Below are 25,632 nucleotides of genomic sequence, written 5' to 3' on the forward strand. Positions count from 1 at the left end.
TTCGCGGGGGTTGCGGCAAAGGCGGGATAATACCCGAATCCCCTCTGATTCCTGTATTAGCACCCTCTTCGGCGTGCGATTACCTCGGCTTTTTTGGCCACCCGACCCTATGTCACTATCTGCTTCCGATATTGCGCGCATTGCCTCGCTGGCAAGGCTGCAGCTTGCTCCTGACGAAAGCGAGCGCATGCTCAGCCAGATCAACGGCTTTTTCGACTTAGTCGAACGTATGCGTTCGGTGAACACCGAAGGCGTCGAGCCGCTGGCCCATCCCGTGGCGGCCCTCGAGGACATCACCCTGCGTCTTCGCGACGACGTGGTGAGCGAGCCCGACAACCGCGAAGCCAACCAGAAGAGCGCCCCGGCCGTCGAAGCCGGCCTGTTCCTCGTGCCCAAGGTGATCGAATGATGAGCAGCGGTGAATTGCACCAATTGAGTGTGGTTGCGCTGGCCAAGGCGCTGGCCGACCGCAAGGTCTCGGCCGTCGAGGCCTCGCAGGTTTTCCTGGGCCGCATGAAGGCGCACGAGTCGCTCGGCACCTTCGTCGACGTCAATGAAGAAGTCACGCTGGCCCAGGCCCGCGCGGCCGACGCGCAAATTGCAGCCGGCAACGCCCCCGCGCTGGCCGGTGTGCCGATTGCGCACAAGGACATCTTCGTCACCACCGATTTCGCCACCACCGCCGGCTCGAAGATGCTCGCGGGCTACCGCTCGCCCTTTGACGCGACCGTGGTGCGCCGCCTGGCCGAAGCCGGCGCGGTCACGCTCGGCAAGCTGAGCTGCGACGAATTCGCGATGGGCTCGGCCAACGAGAACATCGCCGTGCCCGCCGTCGGCCACGACAAGGCCGTGCCGGTGCAGAACCCGTGGAACCGCGAACGCATTCCGGGCGGCTCGTCGGGGGCCAGCGCGGCGGCTGTGGCAGCGCGCCTCGCGCCCGCAGCCACCGGCACCGACACCGGCGGATCGATCCGCCAGCCCGCGTCGTTCTGCGGCGTGACCGGCATCAAGCCGACCTACGGACGCGCCTCGCGCTACGGCATGGTGGCCTTCGCATCGAGCCTCGACCAGGCCGGCCCGATGGCCCGCTCGGCCGAAGACTGCGCGCTGCTGCTGTCGGCCTTCTGCGGCCCCGACCTCGACCGCGATTCGACCTCGCTCGACAAGCCCGCCGAGAACTTCAGCCGCTCGCTGAACGACTCGCTCGAAGGCCTGCGCATCGGCGTGCCGAAGGAGTTCTTCGGCGAAGGCGTGGCACCCGGCGTGCGCGCGGCGATTGATGCAGCGCTGTTGCAGTATGAAAAACTCGGCGCGAAGCGCGTCGAGGTCACGCTGCCGCGCACCGAGCTGTCGATTCCCGTGTACTACATCCTGGCTGCTGCAGAAGCGTCGAGCAACCTGAGCCGCTTCGACGGCGTCAAGTTCGGGCATCGCACGCAAGCCTCCTACGATCCGAAAGACAAGCGGGAGAGAAGCGCTCTGACCCAGATGTACGAGCGCACGCGCGCCGAAGGCTTCGGCGACGAAGTCAAGCGCCGCATCATGATCGGCACCTACGTGCTCTCGCACGGCTACTACGACGCCTACTACCTGCAGGCGCAGAAGGTGCGCCGCATGATCGCCGACGACTTCCAGCAGGCCTTCAAGCAATGCGACGTGATCGCCGGCCCCGCCGCTCCGACCACTGCATGGAAACTCGGCGAGCACGGCGACGACCCCGTGGCCGACTACCTCGCCGACATCTTCACGCTGCCCGCATCGCTGGCCGGCCTGCCCGGCATGAGCGTGCCCGCGGGCTTCGACAGCGGCATGCCCGTGGGCCTGCAGCTGATCGGCAACTACTTCGGCGAAGCGAAGCTGCTGAACACGGCGCACCGTTTCCAGCAGGCCACCGACTGGCATGCACGCACGCCGGAGGGCTTCTGAAATGAGCGAGACCGTGAACACATTCGAAGCACAACAACAGGGCCGCCCGACCGGCCCGCTGGTGCGCGGCTATGAAGTCATCATCGGCTTCGAGACGCACGCGCAACTGTCGACCGCCAGCAAGATCTTCAGCCGCGCGTCCACCGCCTTCGGTGCCGAGCCGAACACGCAGGCCTGCGCGGTCGACCTGGCACTGCCCGGCACGCTGCCCGTGATGAACAAGGGCGCGGTCGAACGCGCCATCAAGCTGGGTCTGGCGCTGGGCTCGCACATCGCGCCGCGCAGCGTGTTCGCACGCAAGAATTATTTCTACCCCGACCTGCCCAAGGGCTACCAGATCAGTCAGTTCGAGATTCCCGTGGTGCAGGGCGGCTCGGTCTCGTTCTTCCTCGGCGAAGAACACAAGACCGTGCGCCTCGTGCGTGCCCACCTCGAAGAAGACGCGGGCAAGTCGCTGCACGAGAACTTCATCGGCCAGAGCGGCATCGACCTGAACCGCGCCGGCACGCCGCTGCTGGAGATCGTGACCGAGCCCGACATGCGCTCTACCGCCGAGGCCGTGGCCTACGCGAAGGAGCTGCACAAGATCGTCACATGGATCGGCATCTGCGACGGCAACATGCAGGAAGGCAGCTTCCGCTGCGACGCCAACGTGTCGGTGCGCAAGCCCGGCGACAAGCTCGGCACGCGGCGCGAGATCAAGAACCTGAACAGCTTCAAGCACATGCAGCAGGCGATCGACTACGAGATCCGCTGGCAGATCGAAGAGATCGAGGACGGCCGCAAGATCGAGCAGGCCACCGTACTGTTCAACGCCGACACCGGCGAGACGCGCGCGATGCGCGCCAAGGAAGACTCGGCCGACTACCGCTACTTCCCCGATCCCGACCTGCCGCCGCTGGTGATCGCCGCCGACTGGATCGAGCGCGTGAAGGCCACCATGCCCGAGCTGCCGCGCGCGATGGCCGAGCGCTATGTGCGCGACCACGGCCTGTCCGAATACGACGCGGCGCAGCTCACGCACAGCACCGCGCTCGCAAGCTACTTCGATGAAGCCGTGCGCGCGGGCGCCGCGCCCAAGCTCGCAAGCAACTGGATCACCGGCGAGATGGCGCGCCGCCTGAACGCCGCCGAAATCGGCATCGAGGCTGCGCCGGTCAAGGCATCGCAACTGGCCCACCTGGTGAAGCTCATCGCCGACGGCACGCTGCCGAACAACGCGGCGCGTCAGGTGTTCGATGCGCTGTGGACCGGCGAAGGCAGCGACGTCGACGCGATCATCGAAGCCAAGGACCTGAAGCCGATGGCCGACACCGGCGCGCTCGACAAGATCCTCGACGAGGTGATTGCCAAGAACGCGAAGAACGTCGAGGAATACCGTGGCGGCAAGGAAAAGGCGCTCAACGGCCTCGTGGGCCAGGTCATGAAGGCCAGCGGGGGCAAGGCGAACCCGGCGCAGGTCACCGAACTGCTGAAAGCCAAGCTGGGCTGATCGAAAGAAACCGGGGCCTTGCAACAAGGCCCCGGCAGGTTCAGCGTGGTGTGCCGCCGTTCTGCGGCGACCAGAGCAACTTGAGCCGCCCGCGCTCTTCATCGAAGCGCGCATTCACGCGCTTCTTTTCTTCATCCTGCTCGGCGATGAAGCGGTTCTGCACCGCCACGCTCTGCGTGTTGTCTTCGAGCTTGCGGCGCACCGCGCCGGGCGCCTTGCTCGTGTCCGCCTTGTAGAACTCCAGCTCCTCGTCGATCTTCTTGCGGTCTTCGCCCAGCTCGGCGATGCGCTTCTTCGCCGCCTGGATCACCGCGTCGATCTGCACCAGCGCCTCGTTGCGTTCGCGGTCGTGCGTGGCGGCATTCGGGTAGCGCACCAGCAATGCGCGCTCGCGGCGGCGTTCGTCGGTGACACGCGCCGCCTGAATGGCGGCTTCGCGCGCGCGGTCTTCACGCTCGGCCAGTTCGCGCGCCGTGTAGGTGGGCTCGATCTTGCGGCGGATGGAGCCGCTGGGGTTCAGCTCGCGCTGCTCGCGGTCGTTGCATTCGGCAATCGGGCGGTCGGCCGTCAGCGTGCGGCCGCGCGAGTCGGTGCAGGTGAAGATGCCTGCCGCAGCGGCGCCGTCCGTCTTCTGCTGCTGCGCATGCACCGCGCCGCAGAACGTGGCCAGCAGCAGCAGAAGGGATGTTGTTGTCGATGCCACCGCCAGCAGGCGGGCCGGCTTGCCGTGATCGCGTGCGTGCATCGGCGTCGTGCCTCAGCTCGCGCCGTAGCGCGTGCGGTAGGCCAGCACGCGTTCGCGGTGCGCGCCGAGGTCGGCCGCCGCATTGCCCGAGAGGTAGCTCAGCAGGTCGTCCAGCGTGGCAATGGCAATCACCGACAGGCCGAGCTGGTTGCGCACGTACTGCACGGCGCTGTGGGCCACGTCGACGCCGTTCTCGGTGGCCTTCTCCTGCCGGTCGAGCGCGATGGCCACGGCATGCGGCGTGGCACCGGCGGCCTGGATCGCCGCGATCGACTCGCGCACCGCGGTGCCGGCCGACATCACGTCGTCGACGATCAGCACGCGGCCCTTGAGCGGCGCGCCGACCAGGTTGCCGCCTTCGCCGTGCGCCTTGGCTTCCTTGCGGTTGTAGGCAAAGGGGTAGTTGCGGCCCCGGCGGGCCAGCTCGGCGGCCACCGTGGCGCCCAGCGGGATGCCCTTGTAGGCGGGGCCGAAGATCATGTCGAATTCGAGGCCGCTCTCGATCAGCCGGTCTGCATAGAATCCGGCCAGACGCGCGATCTTGCCGCCGTCGTCGAAGAGTCCCGAATTGAAGAAATAAGGACTCATCCGACCGGCTTTTGTCTTGAATTCGCCGAAGCGAAGTACGCCGGCATCCAACGCAAACTGGACGAAGTCCTGTGCGACCGCGCTGCTTTTCTCACCATCTACAGCCATCGGGAATTTCCTTGTGTTCAAACTGACCAGTCTCAATCTCAATGGCCTGCGCTCGGCCGCTACCAAAGGCGTGGCCGACTGGGTGGCCGAACTTGCGCCGGATTGTATTTGCATGCAGGAGATCCGGGTCCAGGCCAGCGACGTCGAAGGCCGCTTCGAGGAGATGGCCGGCCTGAAGGGCCACTTCCATTTCGCCGAGAAGAAAGGCTACGCCGGCACCGCTGTCTACACGAAGCACGCACCGAGCCAGGTCGTGGTCGGCTGGGGCGACGCCGAGTTCGACGCCGAGGGCCGCTACCTCGAACTGCGCTTCGACACGCCCAAGCGCAAGTTCTCCGTCATCAGTTGCTACTTCCCGAGCGGCAGTTCGGGCGAAGAGCGGCAGGCTGCCAAGTTCCGCTTTCTCAAGGGCTTCTTTCCGCACCTCTTGGCGCTCAAGAAAGAGCGCGAGTTCGTCCTGTGCGGCGACATCAACATCGCGCACCAGCAGATCGACCTGAAGAACTGGCGCGGCAACCAGAAGAACAGCGGCTTCCTGCCCGAAGAACGCGCCTGGATGACGAAGCTGCTGGACGCCGGCACCGACGGCGCGGGCCTGGTGGACGTGTACCGCAAGCTCAAGCCCGAGACCACCGACGAGGCCTACACCTGGTGGAGCAACCGCGGCCAGGCCTACGCCAACAACGTGGGATGGCGGCTCGACTACCACCTGGCCACGCCGGCCGTCGGCGCGCTGGCGCGCACCGAGGCGATCTACAAGACCGTCAAGTTCAGCGACCACGCGCCGATCACGGTGGAGTACGACTTCACGCTGTAAGCCGCGCCGCCGCCGATGCCCATACCGACACCCGCGCCCGCCGCCTCAACGGCGGTGTACCTGCCGCGCGACGTGGTGAATGCGCCCGAGGTCAAGGCCGCGATCGCGCGCCGCAGCGCCGAGCGCGGCGACGACGCCGACATGGCGGCCTGGCTGCTGAACCACTTCTTCCGCTGGGCCATCGGCAGCTTCGACAACGTGCTGCCAGTGCAGTCGCCCGCCGACTACCTGGCCGCGGCGGGCCCCGACAAGCCGGTGCCGGAGTGGCTGGCAAAGCAGCTCCAGCCGCGAGCGCCGGCCACCGCGCCCACGCCCGCACAGGACGACAAGGAAAAGGCCAGGACCAAGGCCGAGCCCCAATCCGCCGGAGCCGCCCCGAAGACCTTCTACTACCTCGATCCCGAGCACCTGCTGCTGGTCGACCGCGAACGCATGCTGGTCGAGTTCTTGCGCTCGCGGCGCGGCACGCGGCTCGAACAGAAGCTGCAGCGCATCACCTGCTTCATGGCCATGGCCATGTGGGAGCAGGAGCACCAGCGCATGCAGGCCAAGCGCAACAAGGGCTGGGTGCCCAGCAGCGGCCTGGCGCTGAAGGAGCTGCTGCGCACGCCCAACGGCGTGATCTTCGAGTTCATCGGCAGCCATGCGGCATTGCGCGAGGAAATGGCCTACGAGTCCTTCCACATGCAGCATTGCCTGGGGCAGTTCGCCAACATCAAGAAGCTCAACGGCGGCTACGGCGAGCAGTACGCCAGCGCCGCGCAGAGCGGCCGGCTGCGCCTGTTCACGCTGCGCAGCGCGGGCAACCTGCCGCACGTGACCATCAGCCTCGAAGTGCATGCCGACGGATTGCGGGTCGACCAGATCAAGGGCAAGCAGAACCGCCACCCGGTGCGCAAGTACGCCGACGACGTGCTGCAGTTTCTGCGCACGCTGCCGCCGCGCGGCGAGCGCCACAGCGACTGCGAAGGCATGGGCCTGGTGTTCGAGCCCGAGACGGCGGACGACGCCGCCAGGGGGCAATGGAAGTTCGTCACCGACGTGCAAAGCCCCGACTTCCTGCTCAGCGTGATGAGCGGCAACTTCCACCTGATCGAGCACTTCGAGCAGCCGCCGCCGGCATTGCAATGGCTGCTGCTGCGCATCGCGCCGCACGAGCTGGCGCGGCTGCGGCAGATGGACGTGGCCGTGGCGGCCGCCGCCCGCCTGATGCTGCCCGCGAACCGGCTGCCGCCGTCGCTGCAGGCGCCGCCGCAGGATGCGCCTGCGTCGATGGTCGAGATCGAAGGCATCTCGCTGAGCGCCGCCGTGTGCGCACCACCCGCCGGCGTTGCATTGCCATGATGCAGGCCATCCTCGTGCTGGTGCTGCTGGGCTTGCTGTACCTCGGCCTGCGCGTGGCCTGGTTCATCGTGCGCACGTCTTTCCGCATCGCCACGCGCGGCGCGGACAAGGCGATCAACCACATCGAAAAGGCCAACACCGACCTCTCGGCGCGCATGGCGCAGGCCAGGGCCCAGTCCGAAAAAATCGCACCCAACCGCCGCCGCTGGGCACTGGCGCTCGGCGACATCCTGCTGCTGCGCAACGGCCTGCGCTGCGACAGCGACGCGCTGGCACTCGATCTGCCCGCCGAGCAGCGCCAGCGGCTGGCCAAGCAGGTGCTGCGCGAAATGAACATGGCCGCCGACCTGCCCGAGCGCGACATCGCCACGCAGATGCAGGCCGCGCTGGTCGGCTGGGTCGGCGGGCTCGGCCGCACCCACGCCAACTTCTACGAACAGCTCGCGGCCGAGGGCAAGGTGCGCGACGCGCTGGCCTTCGACTGCGCGCGCACCGCCTTCCTGGTGCGCTGCATCGCGCTGCTGGGCTGGGTGCCCGAGTCGCAGGCCTGGCTGGTGCTGTTCCTCAATGCGCAGCGCGCGCAGGACAGCTTCGAGAGCTGGGAAGACTTCGGCCACGCCTACGCACGGGCGCGGCTGCACTGGCTGCGCATCAGCAGCCAGGACGGCCCCGCCTCTTCGCGCGCCACGCTGGAAGTGCAGGAACACCTGCAGAACACGCAGGGCAACTGGCTCACGCTGCCGTGGAAGCGCTACCGCATCTTCGACCCTCAACCCACCACCACCGCCCCCGTCGCGACGGCCTGAATCGGCCCGAATCAGCCTGACGCGCGACCGACCGCCCATGACCACAGACACGCCCCCCGTCGCAGCGAACGTGATTCCCCCCGCCCCCGCGCGCTGGAAACTCTGCGACATCGACGCCCTGCTGCGCGCCGGCGACTACGCCGCACTCGACCAGCGGCTCGACGACGCGCTCGCCGCCAGCTTTCACGACCGCGACGACGAAGAGCGCTACTACGGCGCGCTGCCCGACGACATGGCCGGCTGCACGGCGGACGGTGCGCAAGGGCTGGCCCGCCTGCTCGCCTGGCAGGCCGCCAATCCGCAATCGGCCCACGCCTGGCTCTGCGAGGCGCACTACTGGTATCACTGGGCGTACGAGTACCGCGGCTCGGGCTGGGCCAATTCGGTCACCGCGCTCGGCTGGGAATGCGCCCATGCCTGTGCCACGCGCTGCGCGGTCGCGGCCTTGCGGGCATTGACGCTTGCACCCACGATGTGGACCACCTGTGCCCTGCTGCTGCAAAGCACCTCGGCCTTCAACGAGCCCGACTGGCTGACGGAGCTGGTGCGCGGCGGCCGCTGGCCCGACAGCCCGCTGCAGCACGAGTTCTCGCTGGACGACCCGGCCGCGCGCGAAGAGCTGCTGGCCATGCTCGCGCGCTCCGGCCTCACGCACGACGAGCGCATCGCCTGCCCCGAGGAAACGCCCGTCGCGCTGCCCTCGCCGGTGCAGGGCAAGAAGATGATCAGCGGCACGTCTTACTGGATTCATGCCACGCTGCACGTGCACCCGCGGCTGTTCTTCTTCATGCGCCAGTGCGTCTGGTTCCAGCAGCCGCGCTGGGGCGGCAGCCACGAACGCGTGCGCGCCTTCATCGCCTCGCCCGCCTGCGCCCACCTGAACGAGGTCGAGAAAGACCGGCTGCGCCACGAGATCTGGCGCGACGTCCACCAGGGCCACGCGGTCGACAAGGACGACGAGCCGGCCGACGCGCAGCAGCGCATGGCTGCCACGCGCCAGCGCGCGAACGAGGCGCTCCACCCCTACCACCGCTGGGAAACCCTGCGCTGGCTGGCCGTGAGCCACTACATGCTCGACCAGCATCCCGAAGCGCTGGCCTGCCTGCGCGAAGCCGAGAGCCACCACCCCATCGACGACGAGTACGCGATGAACATGGCGGTGCACCTCGCACTCGAACAGGAGCCCGAAGGCCACTGGCTGGGCCAGGCCATCTGCAACAGCGCCAACGCCTACGAGTCCAACACCGCGCTGATGCTGCATGGCTACTGCAGCCTCAAGGGTGCCTTCGGCTTCGTGCCCAACGAGGCAACCGGCAACGCGTGGCTGGCCGCCGCGCGCGAGCGTGCCGCCGGCACCGAGCACTGGGACGACCTGGCGCGCGCGCTGTGGCGCGTGCCGCTCAACAAGCAGGCCTTCGAGATGCTGGAACTCGGGCTGGCGGCGGGCGACACCTCGTGCCTGCTCACGCTGGGCATCTTCCATGCCGGTGGCCTGCATGGCCAGCAAGACCGGCAGCAGGCCCTTCGCTGCTACGACCAGGCCATGAACGCCGGCAACAGCCTGGCGGCGTACAAGCTCGGCTACCTCTGCCACGACATGGCCTGGGAAGACGCCACCCCTGTGGCCCAGCGGCCGGCGCTGCAGGTGCAGGCGGTCGAAGCGATGTTGAAGGCGCACGAACTGGGCCGCGAGGACGGCACCGAAGGCGCGCTGATGTTCATCAGCGACCTGTCGGACATCACCGCGCGGCACCGCTACCTGGATTTCGTGCGCGAGCATGCGACGAACGGCGACGCCGCCGCCATGGCCACGCTGTCGGTGCTGCTGGCCGACAGCAACGACAAGGTGCTGTACGACTACCGCGAAAGCGTGCGCTGGATCATGGGCGCCCAGGCCGTGGCGCCCGAAGACGAATTCGTGGTGAACGCGACGAAGAACGCGCACCAGGACGGCTTTCTGGCCTCCACGCTCTACAAGCTCACGCGCCGCCAGATCAAGGCACACGAGATTCCGGGCGGCGACAACGCGATGGTCTGAGCGCCGGCGGGCCGAAGCCCGCTATCGCTATCGAGACAACGCGGGCAGCGCCTTCACCAGCGTGGCGACGAAGGCCTGCATGGCTTCGGTCTCGTGCGCGCCGCGCTTGGTGATGCGGTAGAAATCCAGCCCGGCCTTCGGCTTGGTCAGCACGTCGGTGCGCACCCGATGGCGGCGGCAGGCCGCGAGCGCGAAGGTCGGCATCACGGCGGTGCCGAAGCCGGCCTCCACCATCGAGATCAGCGTGCCGAAGAAGTTGAACGCGGGCCGCTGCGCGTCGGCTGTGCCGATGGTGCTGGCCAGGTGCTGGTCGATCACTTTCTGGATCGGGTTGCCCGGCGGCAGGCCGATGAGCCCGACGCCGCGCAGCGCCGACCAAGGCGCGGTGCCGATGGCGGGTGGCTCGACGGCGTCGTCCGCCAGGGGCGCCACGCGCATCAGGTGGAAGCGCCCGACCGGCGTGCGGTCCAGCCCCGCCGCGGCCTTGAAGAAGAAGCCCAGGCCCATGTCGGCGTCACCGGCCGTCACCATGGCTTCGACGTCGCGCAGGTCGGCATCGAACAGGCGCAGGCTCACCTGCGGATGGGCCTGCCGGAAGGTGTTGAACACCTGCGGCAACAGGTGCGACGACACCAGCGGCGTGGCCGCGATGCGCAGGGTCTGGCGCGCCTCGTCGCCCTCGGCGCCGAGCTGTGCGGCCACGTCGTCCAGGTCGGTGATGAGCCGCTCCACCACCGGCAGCAGGCGCCGCCCGGCCGGCGTGAGGCTCACCACGCGCGTGGTGCGGTCGAACAGCCGGCAGCCGAGCTGCTTTTCCATCTCGCGGATCAGGATGCTCAGCCCCGCCTGCGTGATGTGCGCCTGCTCGGCCGCGCGCGTGAAGTTGCCGATGCGCGCCACATGCAAAAAGGCGCGCATCTGGCGGGTCGAGAGGTTCATAAGGATTCATGATAAATCCATATCACATCTAAATTTCCCAAATGGTTCGCGCGCGTTCCTAATGCGGCCGGAGACACAACACAACACCACGAACGACCATGAACGAAGTCATCATCCTGGGCGCCGGCATCGGCGGCCTGACCCTGGCGCTGAGCCTGCACCAGGCGGGCATTCCCTGCCGCGTGTACGAGGCCGTGCCCGAACTCAAGCCGTTGGGCGTGGGCGTGAACCTGCTGCCGCATGCAGTGCGCGAGCTGACCGAGCTGGGCCTGCTGCCGCAGCTCGACGCCGTGGGCGTTCGCACCAAGGAATCGATCTTCTTCACCGAGCACGGCCAGTTGATCTTTCGCGAAGCGGCGGGCGAGCATGCGGGTTACGACTGGCCCCAGTTCTCGATCCATCGCGGTGACCTGCAGACCGTGCTGTATGAAGAGACGCTCAGGCGCTTGGGCCCCGACAGCGTGGTCTGCAACCACCGCTGCACCGGCGTGACGCAAGACGCCGAAGGCGTGACCGTGCATTTCGCGAACGCACCCTCGGTGCGCGGCGCGATCGCGGTCGGCTGCGACGGCATCCACTCCGCCCTGCGCAAGCAGCTCTATCCGAACGAAGGCGCGCCGCGCTATTCGGGCGTGAACATGTGGCGCGGCACCGCGCGCTGGAAGCCCTTCCTGTCGGGCGCGAGCATGGTGCGCGCGGGCTGGCTGTCGGTCGGCAAGATGGTGATCTACCCGATCCGCAACGACATCGATGCCGAAGGCCATCAGCTCGTGAACTGGGTGGCCGAGATCCATGCGCCGCAGCCCGCGATGCGCGACTGGAGCCGCGCCGGCCGCGTCGAAGACTTCCTGCCCGCGTTTGCCGACTGGCATTTCGACTGGCTCGACGTGCCGGCGCTGATCCTCGCTTCTGACACCATCCTCGAATACCCGATGGTCGACCAGGACCCGCTGCCGCGCTGGACGCACGGGCGGCTCACGCTGCTGGGCGACGCCGCGCATCCGATGGTGCCGCGCGGCTCCAACGGCGCGGGCCAAGCCATCATCGACGCGCGCTTTCTCGCGGGCGCGCTCAAGGACCTGGGCGTCGGCAACCCCGCGCTGGAAGACTACGACCGCGTGCGCGTGAAGGCCACCACCAACGTGGTGCTGACCAACCGCAGCAATCCGCCCGATGCGATCCTGCGCGAAGTCTTCGAGCGCTCGGGCGGCCAGCGCTTCAAGCAGATCGAAGACGTCGTGACCACGGCCGAGCTGCAGGCCATCTCGGACAACTACAAGCGCGTGGCCGGCTACGACCCGGTCGCGCTGAAGGCGCGCGCTTCGTACCTCTGAGCGCCGACACACACCCATCCACAAAAAAGAAAACGGAGACCCACACCATGCGACTGCTCACCCGCACCCTTGCCGCCCTGCTCGTTTCAGCCACCGCCATGGCCGCCCATGCGTGGCCCGACCAGCCGATCACGCTGGTGGTGCCCTACACGCCCGGCACCGGCATCGACCTCGTGGCACGCCAGCTCTCGGCCCGCCTGCCGGCCCTGCTGGGCCAGCCGGTGATCGTGGACAACGTGGCCGGCGCCAGCGGCAACATCGGCAGCGAGAAGGTCGCGCGCGCCAAGCCCGACGGCTACACGCTGATGGTGCAGGTCAATACGCTGGTGATGAACCGCAGCCTCTACAAGTCGCTGAGCTACGACCCGGTGAACGACTTCACGCCCGTCTCGCTCACCTCCTGGGGCACGCTGCTGCTGGTGACCAACCCGAACGTGCAGAAGGCCGCCACGGTGGCGCAGATGGTGAGCGCGGCCAAGGCCAACCCCGGCAAGCTGACCTATGCCACGCCGGGCGTCGGCACGCCGCATCACCTGTCGATGGCGCTCTTCATGCAGGGCACGGGCACCGAGATGCTGCACGTGCCATACAAAGGCACGGCCGGCGCGGTGACCGACCTGCTGGGCGGGCGCATCGACTACATGTTCCTGCCTGTGCACGTGGCGCTGCAGCACATCCAGGTCGGCAAGCTCAAGGCCATTGCCACCGGCAGCAGCAAGCGCCTGCCGCAACTGCCCGATGTGCCGACGCTGGCCGAGGCCGGTGCGACGACCGACAACGTGGACATGTGGTACGGCGTGCTCGCGCCCAAGGGCACGCCGCCCGAGGTGGTGGCGCGGCTCAACAAGGAGATTGCGGCGGTGCTGAAACAGCCCGAAGTGGCGAAGTCGTTCGAGTCGCAGGGGATGGTGCCGGCGAGTTCTACGCCGGCTGAGTTTGGGGCGCTTATCAAGAAGGATGCGGACCGATGGGCTGGGGTGGTGAAGCGGGGGAATATCACCGCTGACTGAGTTGCGGTTTTTCTCCCTCCCCCCTTTGGGGGAGGGTTGGGGTGGGGGCACGCGGCCTTTGCGAAGGCTGCAGCGTGGCAAAGGCCGAGAGCCCCCATCCCAGCCTTCCCCCGGAAGGGGAAGGAGCGATGCAATACCTGCGGCTCAGCGCGGACCCAACGCCTTGCCTGCGTGCCGCGCCAGATGCACCTGATGCAGCGTGATCTTGCGCACCTCCGCCTGGCTGGTCTCGATGTGCGCGCGCAGCAGCATCGCCGCCTGGTCGCCCCGGTTCGCGCGCACGGCCTTCAGGATCTTCCCGTGCTCTTCGTAGGTGGCGTCGATGCGCGGTTGCTTGGTGAAGTCGAGCCGGCGGATGATGCGGATGCGGTCCGTCACGTCGCCATGCACGCGCGCCATCTCGGCGTTGCCGGCAGCGGCCACCAGCGTGCAATGAAAGGCCTCGTCCCATTGCGCGACCTGGGCGGTGTCGGCGCTGCGCTGCGCCACGGGCACCAGCCAGATGTCGGCCAGCGCCTCGATCAGGCCACGGTCGATGTGGCGGTCGGTTTCGCACAGGCGGTGCACGGCAGTGGTCTCCAGCACCATGCGCAGGTCGTAGAACTGCTCGAACTGGTCGAAGTCGAAAGGCAGCACCCGCCATCCGCTGCGGAACAGCACTTCGACAAAGCCTTCCTGCTGCAGCCGGAACAGCGCCTGCCGAACAGGCGTGCGCGACACACCAAGCCGGTCGCTGATCTCGTTCTCGGTGAAGCGGTCGCCGGGCACGAGGATGAAGTCGGCCACGTCGCGCTTGAGCTGCGCGTAGACCTCGTCGGCCCGCGTGCGGAAAACGGCCGCATCGGCAGCAGTGGCGGCGGCTGGGGCTGGTGAAGCGGAGCGGGGTCGAACGGTAGACACGTGGGGAATGGTAGTCGCTGGCGCCTGCGTCACGCCGCGTGATTCAACGCCGCGAGCAGCGCGGCGCTGGGCGCGGTCCAGCCGACGATGGCGCCCTGGGCACGCACCATGTCGAGCGTGGCCGCCTTGAAGGCCGGAAAGTAGCTCTCGGTGCAGTCTTCGAGCAGCAGGCTGTCGTAGCCCCGGTCGTTGGCTTCGCGCATGGAGGTCTGTACGCAGACCTCGGTGGTGACGCCGCCGAACAGCAAGTGGGTGATGCCGCGTTGCTGCAGCAGCGCGTGCAGGCCGGTGGCGTAGAAGGCACCCTTGCCTGGCTTATCGATGACGATCTCCCCGTCGATGGGTGCGAGCGCGTCGATGATCTGGTTGCCAGCCTCACCCGCCACGAGAATGCGACCCATCGGGCCTTCGTCGCCGATGCGCAAGGCGGGGTTGCCACGGTTGCGCTTGGCGGGTGGGCAGTCAGACAGGTCCGGAGAATGCGACTCCCTCGTGTGAACCACAAGGCCACCTGCATTTCTCCACGCCCGCAAGACTTCCTGTGTTGCCGGCACGATGGCCTGGAGCAACGAAACGTCGTTGCCCAGCGTCTCACCAAACCCACCGGGCTCCATGAAGTCCCGCTGCATGTCGATAAGAACCAGCGCGGCACTCTTCAGCTCGAAGTCGTAGAAAAAGGGTGCCGCTTCTATACGCATGGCCGTTCTCGCTTTCTTTCGGGACAGAGAAAAACACGCCACCCCGGAGCCCGGTATGCGGTGCGGGGTGGTCGTCCCCTCTGCGCCGCCGAGGAGCGCAGCGTTTCGCGGATCAGGGCTCGCAGCTGTTTGAGCGCAGCGAGTTCTGCGAGACCCCGCGAAATGCGAGCACCGCAGGGAAGCCGCGAAGCGGCCGGCGCAGTGGGGGCGACCGCACCGCGCCGCATACCGGGCGCCCCCAAGTTCGCCGGAGCACTCATGCAGCAGCCTCCACAGAAGCCCCAGAATGCCCACCCCCCATGTGCCCCCCGATCACATGCCGCTCAGCCCCCGCAGCAGAAGTCTCGAACACCAGGCGCCCTTCGCTCATCACGACGATGCGATCCGCCAGCTCCAGCAGTTCATCGAGGTCTTCGCTGATCAGCAGCACAGCCCCGCCCTTCTCGCGCACTTGCACGATGCGCGAGTGAATCTCCGCCACAGCCGCGAAGTCGAGGCCAAACACCGGATTGGCAGCGATCAGCACGTTGATATCGCCAGCAAGCTCGCGCGCCAGCACCGCCCGCTGCACATTCCCGCCCGACAAACTGCGAATCGCCGCGCCCTCCCCTTGCGTCTTGACGCCGTACGCTGCAATCCACTCGCGCGCCCGACTGCGCCAGAAAGGAAAGTTGAGCACCCCGCCGCGCGACAACGGCGGCCTGTCGAAATCGCGCAGCGCCATGTTCTCCGACACGCTGAGATCGCCCACACATGCGTTGCGCAAAGGCTCCTCGGGCAGGCTGCGGACCTTGAGGCTGCGGTTCTCCGCACGCCGTGCGTTGTAAGGCAGGCCCATCACCGTCACGCGCCCCGCCAGCCGTGGCCGCTGCCCGACCAGCGTCTCGACCAGCTCACGCTGGCCGTTGCCGGAAACGCCAGCCACGCCAAGGATCTCGCCAGCCCTCACAGACAAGCTCAGGTCGTGCAACGCCAGCGTGCCCCGGTCGCCCTGGGCCTTGAGCCCTTCCACCTTCAGCGCGACAGGCGCACTCGCGTCCACCGGCCTTCTGGCCACAGGTGAAGAAGCCGGCGAAGAAGCCACCGTGCCCTCGCCACCCATCATGGCCTGCGCAAGCTGCGACGGACTCGTGCCCACCACGCGACAGTGATGCACCGCCTTGCCGCGCCGCAACACCGTCACGCTGTCGGCATACGCCATCACCTCGCGAAACTTGTGCGTGATGATGAGCACCGTGCACCGCCCGCTGCGCGCGAATTCGCGCACATGGCCCAGCACCTCGTCGGCCTCCTGCGGCGTCAACACCGAAGTCGGTTCGTCGAGGATCAGCAGGCGCGGCTGCAGATAGAGCTGCTTGAGCAGTTCGAGCTTCTGCTTCTCGCCCGCCGCCAGCTCCGAAGGCCTCGCGTCGAGATCGAGGCTGAAGGGCGTGGTCGCAAGAAAGTCTTCCAGCTCGGCGCGCTTTTTCTTCCAGTCGATCAGCGCGGGTGTCTTGCCGCCGGCCAGCAACAGGTTCTCGGCCACCGTTATGCCGGGCGCCAGCGTGAAGTGCTGGTAGACCATGCCGATGCCGAGCGCGCGTGCCACGATCGGATTGGCGATGTCCTGCTCGCGGCCATCGATCAGGATGCTGCCTTCTTCCGCGCGCTGGAAGCCGGCCACGCACTTCACCAGCGTGCTCTTGCCCGCGCCGTTCTCACCGAGCAGCGCATGCACCGAGCCGGGCTCGACGCGCATCGTCACGCGGTCCATCGCGGTGAAGCTGCCGAAGCGCTTGGTCAGCTCATAGGTGTCGAGCGCGAGCGCACCGGTGCCGGCAGGCAGGCCGCCGATGGGTTGAGCGGAAAGAGCGGCAGCCATGTTGCGCGTCAGGCCGTGGCCGTTTCGGGCGCGAGCGTGGCCAGCAGCGCCTGCGAGGTGGTGTGCGCACCGAACACGCCACCCTGCATCGTGATCATCTTCAACGCCGCCAGATGGTTGCCATGGTCGGTGGCCGCCGTGCAGTCGGACAGCAGCAGGCACTCAAAGCCACGGTCGTTGGCGTCACGCATCGTGGTGTGCACGCACACGTCGGTCGTGATGCCGGCAAGGATCAGGTTGTCGATGCCGCGCGTGCGCAGGATCAGTTCGAGGTCCGTCGCATAGAACGAGCCCTTGCCCGGCTTGTCGATCACCACCTCGCCGGGCAGCGGTGCGAGTTCGGGAATCAGCTCCCAACCCGGCTCGCCGCGCACCAGGATGCGGCCGCAAGGCCCGTCGTCGCCAATGCCCACGCCATTCGCGCCGATCTGCCGCGAGCGCCAGCGCTTGTTGGCCGGCAGATCGGCAAGATCGGGCCGGTGGCCTTCGCGCGTGTGGATGATGTGAAAGCCCAGTGGCCGCAGCGCCACGAGCGTGCGCGCGATGGGCTTGATGGGCGCCTGCACCAGCGACAGGTCGTAGCCCATCACGTCGACATACCCGCCCTTGCCGCAGAAGTCGGTCTGCATGTCGATCACGATCAGCGCGGTGTTGTCGGGCCGCAGTGCGCCGTTGTAGGGCCAGGCATAGGGCTCGGCGGCGACATGGCGTTCGGTGGTGTTGGCGATGGTGGTCATGGCTTGGGTTCGGCCTGCACGGGCACTCAGTTTTTTGTCGATGAAAGTTCACCGGGGCTGCCGATGGCGGCGCTGCCCGGCTTGCAGGTGAACACCAGGATCACCAGCGTGAGCACGTAAGGCACGGTGTTGAACAGGTGGTAGCCCCAGCCGACGCCGATGGACTGCAGCGCCGGCCCGATGGCGCCCGCGCCGCCGAAGAGAAACGCCGCGCCCACGCAGCGCAGCGGGCTCCAACGCGCGAAGATCACGAGTGCCACGGCGATCAGGCCTTGCCCGCTGGAGATGCCTTCGTTCCAGCTCCCCGGATAGAACAGCGTGAGTGACGCACCGCCAAGCCCCGCGATGAAGCCGCCCGCCGTGGTGGCCGCGATGCGCAGGCCCGAAACCGAGTAGCCGAGTGCGCGCGTGGCCTGCGCCGAATCGCCCGCCATGCGCACCAGCAGGCCGGCACGCGTGCGCGCAAAGCCCCACCACAGCAGCACCGCCAGCGCCACGCCGATAGGCACCAGCGCGTTGAGCTGCAGAGCCGAGCGCACCACCGTGTTGTCGCTCCAGAAGCCCAGCGGGATCGCGGGAATCTGCGGCGCCTGCGGCTGGATCAACGGCTTGCCGAGATAGAAGGCGAGCCCGGTGCCCAGCAGCATCAGCGCGATGCCGGTGGCCACGTCGTTCACGCGATCGAGCGAACACAGCAGGCCGTGCAGCAGCGCCAGCGCCGCGCCCGCCGTGGCGCCGATCAACACGCCGAGCCAGGCCGAATCGGTGAGGTATGCGCCGCCGAAGGCAGCCATGGCCGAGAGCACCAGCACGCCTTCGAGCCCGAGGTTGATGCGGCCCGACTTCTCGGTGAGGCACTCGCCCAGGCTCACGAACAGGAAGGGCGCGCCCACGCGCAATGCGCCGCCGACGATGCCGGCGACCAGGGCGATCCATTGGTCGGCTGTCATTCAATACCCTCCGCGCTGCGGTGGTCTGACTCCCTCTCGCAGAGGGAGAGGAGACAAGGCGAAGGGCGCTTCATGTGTAGCTCCTGGCCTCGGGCAGCATGCGGTCGCCGACCGACTTCCAGTTGACCGTGCGCAGCCCCTCACTCGCCAGGATCAGCACGAAGGCAATGCCCTGCAGCACCAGCACCGACGCATCGGGCAAGCCGAGCCGCCGCTGCAGCAGGCTGCCGGCCGCACCGAAGCCGCCGAACAGGATCGCCACCGGCACGATGGCCACGGGGTTGTGCCGCGCGATGAACGACACGAGGATGCCCGCGTAGCCGTATCCCGCGATCAGCGAAGCGTTGGCGTTGGTGTGCACCGCCGCCACCTCGACCGCGCCCGCGAGCCCCGCGCATGCGCCGCCGAGTCCGCAGGCGGTGAGGATCAACCGCGTGGCCGGCAGGCCGACGAGTTGCGCGGTGCGCGGATTGCCACCGACCACGCGCACCGAAAAACCCGAAGCCGTCGCGCGCAGCCACCAGCCGAGCAGGAGGCACGCCACGACGCCGATGGCCAGGCCCCAGTGCACGTCAGAACCCCCGATGCCGCCGATCAGCATGCCGTCGTTCAGCGCATGGGTCGATGGCTTGTTGAGGCTCGCCGGATCGCGCAGTGGCCCTTCGACCAGATGCTTGAAGATGCCGATGGCGATGTAGGCCAGCAGCAGGCTGCTGATGGTTTCGTTGATGCCTCGGTACTGCCGCAGCCAGCCCGCGAGCATGATCCACAGCCCGCCGGCGATGGCGCCCGCGATGCAGACCACCACCGTGCCGACCACATTGCCGGGCAGCGGCACCGCTTGCGCGAGCGCCGCGCAGGCCAGCCCGCCCAGCACCAGCGCACCTTCGCCACCGATCACGATCAACCCGGCGCGCGCGGGCAACGCCACGCACAGCGCAGTGAGCATCAAGGGCGCCGCGCGCTGCAGCGTGTTCTGCCACGAGAACCAGTCGCCGAACGCGCCCTTGAACAGCGTCGTCCATACCTCTACCGGATCGACGCCGGCAAAGGCCACCAGCAAGCCGAACAGCAGCAGCGCCGCCGCGATGGCGAACACCGGCAGGGCGAATTCCTTGAGCGCGTGGCGCATGGCGGGGCTCTGCGGATCAGACCTGACCGACCACGCCTTCGACGAGGTAGTTCATCTTCTCCAGCTCCAGGTCGGTCTGCTTGAGCACCTTGCCGGCCGGCACCACCACGGCGCCCTTGTTGTCCTTGATGCCGTCCTTGAAGATGTCGAAGGTGCCCGCGATCATCTTTGCCTTGATCTCGTCGGCCTGCTTCTTCGCTGCGTCCGGCACCATCGGGCCGTAGGCCGACATCTTCACGTAGCCTTCCTTCAGGCCGCCGCGCAGGAAGTTGGGGTGCGGCTTGCCGGCCTGCGCGGCGTCGATGGCGGTCTTGTAGGCGGTGACCCAGTTCCACTCGGCACCGGTGAGGTAGGCGTTGGGCGCGAGCTTGGCCTGGCTCGCGTGGTAGCCGCAGACCATCTTGCCGCGCTTGGCGGCGGTCTCGACCACCACCTTGGGGCCGTCGACGTGCATGGTGAACACGTCGCAACCCTGGTCGGCCAGGCTGTTGGTGGCTTCGGCTTCTTTCACGGCCATCGACCAGTCGCCCGTGAAGATCACGCTGCAGGTGATGTTCGGCTTGACCGAGCGCGCACCGAGCGTGAAGGCGTTGATGTTGCGCAGCACCTGCGGAATCGGCTTGGCGGCGACGAAGGCGATCTTGTTGCTCTTCGTCATGTGCGCGGCGATCACGCCATTGAGAAACTGGCACTCGTCGATGTAGCCGAAGAAGCTGCCGACGTTTTTCGGATGCTTGCCTTCGGTCCACAGGCCGCCGCAGTGCGAGAAACGCACGTCGGGGTACTTGGGCGCGACCGCGAGGATGTGCGGATCGAAGTAGCCGAACGAGGTGGGAAAGAGCAGCTTGGCGCCGTCCTGCGAGATCATGCCGGCCATGGTCTTCTGCACGGCGGCGGTCTCGGGCACGTTCTCTTCTTCCACCACCTTGATACCTGGCAGCTTCTTGATTTCGGCGGCGGCCATGGCGTGGGCCTGGTTGTAGCCGTAGTCGTCGCGCGCGCCGACGTAGATCACGCCGACGGTGAGCGGCTTGGCCTGCGCGCTGGCCAGTGCACTCCAGCCTCCGAGCGTGCCGGCGGCGCCCAGCGCGGCCAGGGACTTGAGGGAATCACGGCGATTGAGTTGGCTTGTCATGGCGTTCTTTCGAGGAGTTGAAGGAGGTGCAAAAAATGTGCCGACGCATCCGTCATCCGACCGGCAAGCTCACGTGGGCGGCGACCACGCGCCAGCCTTCGGCGGTGCGCAGCCAGGTCTGGCTCTGACGGCCGATCTCGCGGCTGCCTTCGCGGCGGAACTCGACGTTGGCGGTCGCGAAGTCGCGGCCGTAGGTGGTGATGACGGTGCGCAGCAGTTCGCGCGGCGGGCTCTGCACCGGCAACGACGCACGAAAGGCGCGAATGTCGGCGTGGCCGTAGTGGTTCTCGGAGAAGCCGTAGCGCAGCGTGTGCGGGCTGTTCCAGAACAGCTCGTCGAGCACCTCGCGCCGGTTGCCCACGAGCGCTTCTTCATAGCGCGCAAACACGGCGCTCACCTCGGCGTGCACCTCGGGAATGTTGATCTCGGGTGTCATCGGCGCACCTCCCGCTGGAAGATGTCTAGGCTCAGCTTCTTCATGGCGACGAAGCTCTCGGTGCTCAGCGTCTCGACGGTGCGCGGGCGCGCGTCGCCGTAGCGCAGGATCTCGGCCACCCGGGTCGGCCGCTTGGTCAGCAGCAGCACCTCGTCGGCGAGGTACACCGCCTCTTCGAGGTCGTGCGACACCAGCAGCATGGTGGTGCCCGTCTGCATGAACACCTCTTGCAGCTTCTCGCGGATGAAGAGCGTCATCTCGAAGTCGAGCGCGGAGAAAGGCTCGTCGAGAAACAGCACTTCGGGGTTGGGTGCGAGCGCACGCATGATCGATGCGGTCTGCTGCTGCCCGCCCGAGAGTTCGTAGGGAAAGCGCTTGAGGTCGAACTTGACGTCGAACGAAGCCACCAGCTCTTCCATGCGCCGGTCGACCTCGGCCTTGCTGCGCCCTTCGAGCTTCAGCGGATAGGCGATGTTGTCGATGGTGCGCATCCACGGGAACATTGCCTCGCGGTAGTTCTGGAACACGTAGCCGATCTTGGTGTCCTTGCGCTGCTTGCCGTCGAACAGGATCTCGCCCGCATCGATGGGCACGAGCCCCGCGATCATGTTGATCAGCGTGGACTTGCCGCAGCCGTTGGGCCCGAACACCGACACGATGCGGTGCTTGGGAATGTCGAGATCGAAGTTCTCGTACAGCGGCCAGCCCGCGAAGTACTTGGTCAGGCCGCGGATGGTGATGTGCGTGCCGGCCGGGCCGGGCTTGAAGACCGGCTTGGGCACATCGGCATACACCGGGCCGTTGATGACGATGTCCTGCGTGGCTTTCATCGTCCGCTCCAATGCACGATGCGGCGCTCGGCCACAAGAAAGAGGATGTTGAGTGCGTAGCCCAACGCACCGGCCGCAAGGATCGCGGCGTACATGCTCTTGACGTTGAGCACCTGCTGCGCGTCGATGATGCGGTGGCCCAGGCCCGTGTCGGAGCCGATGAACATCTCGGCCACGATGACGATCACCAGCGCCATCGACACCGCCGAGCGCAGGCCGACGAAGCTGGGCTGAAGGCTCTCCCAGATCAGCACGTCCTTGAAGACCTGCCAGCGCGAAGCGCCCATGACCTTCGCCGCCATCACGCGCTGCTTGCGGGCGTTCATGACGCCGTAGGCGCTGTTGAACACCACGATGAGCAGCGCGCCGAAGGCCGCGATGGCCACCTTGTTGACGTCGCTCACGCCGAAGATCAGCAGGAACAGCGGAATCAGCGCGGACGATGGCGTCGAGCGGAAGAAGTCGATCAAAAACTCGACGCTGCGGTAGGCCTTCTCGTTGCTGCCGAGCAGCACGCCCAGCGGCACGCCGACCACCGCCGCAATAGCGAAGGACTGCAGGGTGCGCCACACCGTCATCGCGAAGTCGGTGAGCAGCGGGCCGCCCGCGAGCCCCGTGATCAGCGCCGCGATGGTGTCGGCGGGCGTGGGCAGCAGGATGGGCTTGATGAAGCCGAGCCGCACCACCAGGTCCCACACGATAAACAGCACCACGGGGCCGATGAAGGGCAGCAGGCGGTCGCGCAACGGCTGCCTGGGCGCGGCAGCGTTGAGACTGGCCGGCGGGGTCCACGGCGCGGCCGTGGTCGGGCTTGCGTCGGCCATGGTCAAGCTTTGTAGAGAAGGCCGTCCACGGGCACCTTCTTCTCGAAGATGCCTTTCTCGGTGAACAGGTCGTAGAACTTCTGGAAGTACGCAACGTCGCTGGTCTTGAACTCGTTGTAGAGCATGTACGACGCGAGCGGCACCTCGGCCGTGAGCTTGCCTTCGATGGCGGTGTAGCCCTTCATGTGCTGGCGCGCGTCGTCGGGCTTGGTGCGCACCAGCTCCACGCCGCGCGCGTAGGCGGCGATGTACTTCTTCGCCACCTCCGGGTTCTTCTTGATGAACTCGGTCGTGAGGCTGGCCGCGCCGCCGTGCCACGGCGCCATCGGGTCGCCGAGGATGTACTTCGCGACCACGCCTGCTTCGATGACGCGCGTGGTGCCGTTCATGCGGCCCACGGTGCCGGTGGGCTCCAGCGTGTAGCACGCATCCACCTGGCCCGCGACCAGCGCGGCCACGTGCTGGCCGATGGGCAGCTCGCTCACGGTCGCGCCCTTGGCGCCCGCGCGCTCGAGCATGGTCTTGCACAGCGTGACGTTCTGGATGCCGGGGCCCGATGCGACTTTCTTGCCGGCCAGCTCGGCCATGGTCTTGATGGGGCTGTCTTTGGCGACGATGAACTCGTCGAGCACGAACTTCGCGTTGCTCGGGTTGGTGCAGAAGATCTTGAAGAGCCCCGGCTGCGCGATCTCGCCGATCGCGAGGTTGGCCGAGCCGGTGCCGTTGGCGCTGCCGTCGCAACGGCCCGCGAGCATGCCTTCCATGACCTGCTGCGCACCGGCGAACTTGAGCGGCTCGACATCGAGCCCCGCCTCCTTGAAGTAGCCGCGATCGACCGCCGCGAAGAAGGGCAGGCCCGCGGCCACGGGCCAGAAGCCGATGCGCAGCTTGGGGGCGGCCTGCGCGCGCACGATGGCGGGCGCGGCCAGCACGGCGAGGCCGGCCGCGCCAGCCTGCAGCAACTGGCGGCGCGATGCGGAAGATTTCTCTGGGGTGCTCGTCATCGGAACTCCTGGATCAATGGGAAGGGGGTGCAGAAGCGGTGCGGCTCGCGATGTACGCGCGCCAGCCGCCGTGATGGGTCACGTCTTGTGCGCCCGCGAGTGCGTGGCCTTCGCAGATGAAGCCGTGCACCCAGCTGCCATCGGCCAGCTCGACGCTGCCGAGGCCGAGTGGCGGTGGGATCAACGCGAGGAAGCTGCCGATCTGCGCGAGGGGCACGGCCCACACTTCGAGTGCGATGGCGGTGCCGCCTTCGGCCACGCGCTGCAGGCCGGGCTTCGGCGGCGTGGTGCCGGGCAATGCATGGAGGCGATAGGCGGTCGCGGTCGTTGTTGCGCGCAGCAATGTGGCGCCGCGCTCGGTGAGCTGGCCGTTGAGTGGCATGCCCGAGAGGTGTGCGCCGACCACCGCGATGGGCAGCATGTCAACCGCCGGAGCAACGAGGCCGGGCACCGTGCGCGGCGCGGGCAAGGGCTTGCCGGTCGCGCCCTGTGCGAGGCCGGTGGCGTGGTGGTAGCGCTGGCCCAGGTCGGCCAGCGCGAGGTCGCTGCCGCACGGGCCGATCAACGTGATGCCGAAGGGCAGGCCATCGGCGCGCAGGCTGCTCGGCACCGAAAGCGCGGCGTAGTCGAGCAGGTTGACGAAGTTGGTGTACGCGCCGAGGTTGCGGTTGAGCGCCACCGGATCAGCGCGCATCTGCTCGCGGCTGTAGTGCGTGGGCGCGGTGGGCACCAGCAGCACGTCGATGTCGCGCCACATCGGCTCGACCTGCTGTGCGATGGCACGCAGGCGCGTTTGTGCGTCGAACACGTCGGCGGCCGTGTAGTTGCGGCCGCTCGCGAGGATGCTGCGCACGGGCTCGATCACTTCACTCTCGTGGACGTCGAAGAACTCGCGCACGGCGGCGTAGCGTTCGGCGACGAGTGCGCTCTCATAGAGCAACGCGGCGGCTTCGGCCAGCGGCGCATAGGGAATGGTGACGGGCGTGCCGCCCAGCGCGATGAGCTTCGCCTGGGCATCGGCGAAAGCCTGCTCGGCGGCGGTGTCGCCGAAAAAAGCCAGCGTGTCGGGCACGCCGAAGTGGAACCGCGCGGGCAGCGGTTGACGGCGCAGCGCGAGGTCGCGCGAGTACGGATCGCGCGCGTCGTGTCCGGCCGTGGCGAGCAGCACATCGACCGCCAGCGCCACGCTGCGCGCAAAGATCGACACGCAATCCGCGCTCTGCGCCGCAGGCACCACGCCGAAGGTACTCAGCAGTCCGCGCGAGGGCTTGAGGCCGACGATGTTGTTGAGTCCGGCGGGCACGCGGCCGGAGCCGGCGGTGTCGGTGCCGAGTGCGAAATCGACTTCTCCGGCCGCGACCGCATAGGCCGAGCCCGAGCTGGAGCCGCCCGAGACAAGGCGCGCGTCGAAGGCGTTCGGCACTTCGCCATAAGGAGAGCGCGTGCCGTTGAGGCCGCAGGCGAACTGGTCGAGGTTGGTCTTGCCGACCAGCGATGCACCGGCGTCGAGCAGGCGCTGCACCACGGCAGCGTGGGCGGTCGGCAGGCGATCGAAGGCCGGGCAGGCGACGGTGGTCGGCACGCCGGCGACGTCGATGTTGTCCTTGACCGCGAAGCGCAGGCCGGCGAGCGGGAGCACTGCACCGAGCGCGTCGTTGGTCTGCGCGCCGGTGAGGGGCATCGCGAATTTCGCGATCCAGGCGGCGGCGGGCGATCCGTTGTCTTCATGCACCATCTTTAGGCATCCAAACTTGTGTACAAGTCGAGATGCAAGCGGCGTGCCAGCGGGCTCGATGAGGCGCCGGGCCTGATGAAGCCTGCTTTTTATTTGTCTCGTGGTTTGGTCGCGGCGCGGTTTTTAGCGCTGCTGTTCAGGGCGGCACTCACGCCGACACGGTGCTCTTTTTCGCGAATGTCCCCCGCTTCGCTCCTCCTTTATTTCGCGAAAAAGAGCCCCGTATCGACGTGAGCGCTCAGA

At 67.4% G+C, this 25,632-nt stretch carries 24 protein-coding genes; 9 read left to right on the forward strand and 15 right to left on the reverse strand.

Features of this window, described 5'->3' with window-relative positions; all coding sequences use genetic code 11:
* Nucleotides 1-109 precede the first annotated feature (109 nt).
* The 3 genes from gatC to gatB are packed head-to-tail and all read left to right on the forward strand — an operon-like array spanning nucleotide 110 to nucleotide 3,418.
* On the forward strand, nucleotides 110-409 hold the full coding sequence (gene gatC, locus ACSFB7_RS10730) for an Asp-tRNA(Asn)/Glu-tRNA(Gln) amidotransferase subunit GatC (protein ID WP_435469781.1): 300 nt from the start codon (nucleotides 110-112) through the stop codon (nucleotides 407-409).
* Nucleotides 409-1,926 (forward strand): Asp-tRNA(Asn)/Glu-tRNA(Gln) amidotransferase subunit GatA, encoded by a 1,518-nt coding sequence (gatA, locus tag ACSFB7_RS10735; protein ID WP_435469783.1) that lies wholly within the window; start codon nucleotides 409-411, stop codon nucleotides 1,924-1,926. The genes gatC and gatA overlap by 1 nt, the downstream gene beginning before the upstream one ends.
* 1 nt (nucleotide 1,927) lies before the next feature.
* Nucleotides 1,928-3,418, forward strand: a complete 1,491-nt coding sequence (gatB, locus tag ACSFB7_RS10740) for an Asp-tRNA(Asn)/Glu-tRNA(Gln) amidotransferase subunit GatB (protein WP_435469785.1) — start codon at nucleotides 1,928-1,930, stop codon at nucleotides 3,416-3,418.
* 40 nt (nucleotides 3,419-3,458) lie between these two features.
* Here the strand turns inward: gatB and ACSFB7_RS10745 are convergent, their stop codons facing one another.
* The gene (locus ACSFB7_RS10745) at nucleotides 3,459-4,163 is read right to left on the reverse strand and encodes a DUF4124 domain-containing protein (RefSeq protein WP_435469787.1); all 705 of its coding nucleotides are present in this window, start codon (nucleotides 4,161-4,163) and stop codon (nucleotides 3,459-3,461) included.
* 12 nt (nucleotides 4,164-4,175) lie between these two features.
* Entirely contained in the window at nucleotides 4,176-4,859 is a 684-nt protein-coding gene (pyrE, locus tag ACSFB7_RS10750; RefSeq protein WP_435469789.1) for an orotate phosphoribosyltransferase, read from the reverse strand.
* Between the two features lie 13 nt (nucleotides 4,860-4,872).
* Between pyrE and ACSFB7_RS10755 the strand changes: the two genes are divergently transcribed.
* Genes ACSFB7_RS10755 through ACSFB7_RS10770 form a run of 4 tightly spaced genes read left to right on the forward strand, consistent with a single transcriptional unit; the run spans nucleotide 4,873 to nucleotide 9,864 of the window.
* On the forward strand, nucleotides 4,873-5,676 hold the full coding sequence (locus tag ACSFB7_RS10755; RefSeq protein ID WP_435469791.1) for an exodeoxyribonuclease III: 804 nt from the start codon (nucleotides 4,873-4,875) through the stop codon (nucleotides 5,674-5,676).
* A gap of 15 nt (nucleotides 5,677-5,691) precedes the next feature.
* A complete protein-coding gene (locus tag ACSFB7_RS10760; protein ID WP_435469793.1) occupies nucleotides 5,692-7,020 on the forward strand; it encodes a hypothetical protein in 1,329 nt (442 codons plus the stop codon).
* Nucleotides 6,987-7,826, forward strand: a complete 840-nt coding sequence (locus tag ACSFB7_RS10765) for a DUF1266 domain-containing protein (RefSeq protein ID WP_435469795.1) — start codon at nucleotides 6,987-6,989, stop codon at nucleotides 7,824-7,826. The genes ACSFB7_RS10760 and ACSFB7_RS10765 overlap by 34 nt, the downstream gene beginning before the upstream one ends.
* A gap of 37 nt (nucleotides 7,827-7,863) precedes the next feature.
* Entirely contained in the window at nucleotides 7,864-9,864 is a 2,001-nt protein-coding gene (locus tag ACSFB7_RS10770; protein ID WP_435469797.1) for a DUF4034 domain-containing protein, read from the forward strand.
* A 27-nt stretch (nucleotides 9,865-9,891) separates the two neighbouring features.
* Here the strand turns inward: ACSFB7_RS10770 and ACSFB7_RS10775 are convergent, their stop codons facing one another.
* Entirely contained in the window at nucleotides 9,892-10,803 is a 912-nt protein-coding gene (locus ACSFB7_RS10775) for a LysR family transcriptional regulator (RefSeq protein WP_435469798.1), read from the reverse strand.
* Nucleotides 10,804-10,901: 98 nt separating this feature from the next.
* Between ACSFB7_RS10775 and ACSFB7_RS10780 the strand changes: the two genes are divergently transcribed.
* Nucleotides 10,902-12,137: a flavin-dependent oxidoreductase gene (locus ACSFB7_RS10780; protein WP_435469800.1), complete on the forward strand. Its 1,236-nt coding sequence runs from the start codon at nucleotides 10,902-10,904 to the stop codon at nucleotides 12,135-12,137.
* Between the two features lie 47 nt (nucleotides 12,138-12,184).
* Nucleotides 12,185-13,147, forward strand: a complete 963-nt coding sequence (locus ACSFB7_RS10785; RefSeq protein ID WP_435469802.1) for a tripartite tricarboxylate transporter substrate binding protein — start codon at nucleotides 12,185-12,187, stop codon at nucleotides 13,145-13,147.
* A 144-nt stretch (nucleotides 13,148-13,291) separates the two neighbouring features.
* On the opposite strand, the gene ACSFB7_RS10790 is transcribed toward ACSFB7_RS10785, so the two are convergent.
* From ACSFB7_RS10790 to atzF, 12 genes are all read right to left on the reverse strand, one after another.
* A complete protein-coding gene (locus tag ACSFB7_RS10790; protein WP_435469804.1) occupies nucleotides 13,292-14,047 on the reverse strand; it encodes a GntR family transcriptional regulator in 756 nt (251 codons plus the stop codon).
* Nucleotides 14,048-14,076: 29 nt separating this feature from the next.
* Nucleotides 14,077-14,745, reverse strand: a complete 669-nt coding sequence (locus ACSFB7_RS10795; RefSeq protein WP_435469806.1) for a cysteine hydrolase family protein — start codon at nucleotides 14,743-14,745, stop codon at nucleotides 14,077-14,079.
* Between the two features lie 256 nt (nucleotides 14,746-15,001).
* Nucleotides 15,002-16,606, reverse strand: a complete 1,605-nt coding sequence (locus ACSFB7_RS10800) for an ABC transporter ATP-binding protein (RefSeq protein WP_435469808.1) — start codon at nucleotides 16,604-16,606, stop codon at nucleotides 15,002-15,004.
* Between the two features lie 8 nt (nucleotides 16,607-16,614).
* On the reverse strand, nucleotides 16,615-17,343 hold the full coding sequence (biuH, locus tag ACSFB7_RS10805; RefSeq protein ID WP_435469810.1) for a biuret amidohydrolase: 729 nt from the start codon (nucleotides 17,341-17,343) through the stop codon (nucleotides 16,615-16,617).
* A 26-nt stretch (nucleotides 17,344-17,369) separates the two neighbouring features.
* Entirely contained in the window at nucleotides 17,370-18,293 is a 924-nt protein-coding gene (locus ACSFB7_RS10810; protein ID WP_435469812.1) for an ABC transporter permease, read from the reverse strand.
* Between the two features lie 70 nt (nucleotides 18,294-18,363).
* Nucleotides 18,364-19,425, reverse strand: a complete 1,062-nt coding sequence (locus ACSFB7_RS10815; RefSeq protein WP_435469814.1) for an ABC transporter permease — start codon at nucleotides 19,423-19,425, stop codon at nucleotides 18,364-18,366.
* A 16-nt stretch (nucleotides 19,426-19,441) separates the two neighbouring features.
* A complete protein-coding gene (locus tag ACSFB7_RS10820) occupies nucleotides 19,442-20,560 on the reverse strand; it encodes a BMP family ABC transporter substrate-binding protein (RefSeq protein WP_435469816.1) in 1,119 nt (372 codons plus the stop codon).
* A 52-nt stretch (nucleotides 20,561-20,612) separates the two neighbouring features.
* On the reverse strand, nucleotides 20,613-20,996 hold the full coding sequence (gene hpxZ, locus ACSFB7_RS10825; protein ID WP_435469818.1) for an oxalurate catabolism protein HpxZ: 384 nt from the start codon (nucleotides 20,994-20,996) through the stop codon (nucleotides 20,613-20,615).
* Nucleotides 20,993-21,826, reverse strand: a complete 834-nt coding sequence (locus ACSFB7_RS10830) for an ABC transporter ATP-binding protein (RefSeq protein WP_435469820.1) — start codon at nucleotides 21,824-21,826, stop codon at nucleotides 20,993-20,995. Before ACSFB7_RS10830 ends, hpxZ begins: the two co-directional genes overlap by 4 nt.
* Nucleotides 21,823-22,650: an ABC transporter permease gene (locus tag ACSFB7_RS10835; protein ID WP_435469822.1), complete on the reverse strand. Its 828-nt coding sequence runs from the start codon at nucleotides 22,648-22,650 to the stop codon at nucleotides 21,823-21,825. Before ACSFB7_RS10835 ends, ACSFB7_RS10830 begins: the two co-directional genes overlap by 4 nt.
* A gap of 2 nt (nucleotides 22,651-22,652) precedes the next feature.
* On the reverse strand, nucleotides 22,653-23,654 hold the full coding sequence (locus tag ACSFB7_RS10840; protein WP_435469824.1) for an ABC transporter substrate-binding protein: 1,002 nt from the start codon (nucleotides 23,652-23,654) through the stop codon (nucleotides 22,653-22,655).
* Between the two features lie 13 nt (nucleotides 23,655-23,667).
* The gene (atzF, locus tag ACSFB7_RS10845) at nucleotides 23,668-25,389 is read right to left on the reverse strand and encodes an allophanate hydrolase (RefSeq protein ID WP_435469826.1); all 1,722 of its coding nucleotides are present in this window, start codon (nucleotides 25,387-25,389) and stop codon (nucleotides 23,668-23,670) included.
* Nucleotides 25,390-25,632 lie beyond the last annotated feature (243 nt).

Source organism: Variovorax raffinosi, from assembly GCF_051216615.1.
In the GTDB taxonomy this organism is placed as follows: domain Bacteria; phylum Pseudomonadota; class Gammaproteobacteria; order Burkholderiales; family Burkholderiaceae_C; genus Variovorax.

What these genes read in the sequence shown, in the direction of transcription:
- pyrE (WP_435469789.1), bottom strand. Translation starts at nt 4,859, where the DNA reads ATGGCTGTAGATGGTGAGAAAAGCAGCGCGGTCGCACAGGACTTCGTC.
- ACSFB7_RS10830 (WP_435469820.1), bottom strand. Translation starts at nt 21,826, where the DNA reads ATGAAAGCCACGCAGGACATCGTCATCAACGGCCCGGTGTATGCCGAT.
- biuH (WP_435469810.1), bottom strand. Translation starts at nt 17,343, where the DNA reads ATGACCACCATCGCCAACACCACCGAACGCCATGTCGCCGCCGAGCCC.
- hpxZ (WP_435469818.1), bottom strand. Translation starts at nt 20,996, where the DNA reads ATGACACCCGAGATCAACATTCCCGAGGTGCACGCCGAGGTGAGCGCC.
- ACSFB7_RS10840 (WP_435469824.1), bottom strand. Translation starts at nt 23,654, where the DNA reads ATGACGAGCACCCCAGAGAAATCTTCCGCATCGCGCCGCCAGTTGCTG.
- ACSFB7_RS10800 (WP_435469808.1), bottom strand. Translation starts at nt 16,606, where the DNA reads ATGGCTGCCGCTCTTTCCGCTCAACCCATCGGCGGCCTGCCTGCCGGC.
- ACSFB7_RS10820 (WP_435469816.1), bottom strand. Translation starts at nt 20,560, where the DNA reads ATGACAAGCCAACTCAATCGCCGTGATTCCCTCAAGTCCCTGGCCGCG.
- ACSFB7_RS10775 (WP_435469798.1), bottom strand. Translation starts at nt 10,803, where the DNA reads ATGAACCTCTCGACCCGCCAGATGCGCGCCTTTTTGCATGTGGCGCGC.
- ACSFB7_RS10770 (WP_435469797.1), top strand. Translation starts at nt 7,864, where the DNA reads ATGACCACAGACACGCCCCCCGTCGCAGCGAACGTGATTCCCCCCGCC.
- ACSFB7_RS10835 (WP_435469822.1), bottom strand. Translation starts at nt 22,650, where the DNA reads ATGGCCGACGCAAGCCCGACCACGGCCGCGCCGTGGACCCCGCCGGCC.
- ACSFB7_RS10785 (WP_435469802.1), top strand. Translation starts at nt 12,185, where the DNA reads ATGCGACTGCTCACCCGCACCCTTGCCGCCCTGCTCGTTTCAGCCACC.
- ACSFB7_RS10745 (WP_435469787.1), bottom strand. Translation starts at nt 4,163, where the DNA reads ATGCACGCACGCGATCACGGCAAGCCGGCCCGCCTGCTGGCGGTGGCA.
- ACSFB7_RS10815 (WP_435469814.1), bottom strand. Translation starts at nt 19,425, where the DNA reads ATGCGCCACGCGCTCAAGGAATTCGCCCTGCCGGTGTTCGCCATCGCG.
- gatA (WP_435469783.1), top strand. Translation starts at nt 409, where the DNA reads ATGAGCAGCGGTGAATTGCACCAATTGAGTGTGGTTGCGCTGGCCAAG.
- ACSFB7_RS10780 (WP_435469800.1), top strand. Translation starts at nt 10,902, where the DNA reads ATGAACGAAGTCATCATCCTGGGCGCCGGCATCGGCGGCCTGACCCTG.
- gatB (WP_435469785.1), top strand. Translation starts at nt 1,928, where the DNA reads ATGAGCGAGACCGTGAACACATTCGAAGCACAACAACAGGGCCGCCCG.
- ACSFB7_RS10760 (WP_435469793.1), top strand. Translation starts at nt 5,692, where the DNA reads ATGCCCATACCGACACCCGCGCCCGCCGCCTCAACGGCGGTGTACCTG.
- ACSFB7_RS10795 (WP_435469806.1), bottom strand. Translation starts at nt 14,745, where the DNA reads ATGCGTATAGAAGCGGCACCCTTTTTCTACGACTTCGAGCTGAAGAGT.
- atzF (WP_435469826.1), bottom strand. Translation starts at nt 25,389, where the DNA reads ATGGTGCATGAAGACAACGGATCGCCCGCCGCCGCCTGGATCGCGAAA.
- ACSFB7_RS10810 (WP_435469812.1), bottom strand. Translation starts at nt 18,293, where the DNA reads ATGACAGCCGACCAATGGATCGCCCTGGTCGCCGGCATCGTCGGCGGC.
- gatC (WP_435469781.1), top strand. Translation starts at nt 110, where the DNA reads ATGTCACTATCTGCTTCCGATATTGCGCGCATTGCCTCGCTGGCAAGG.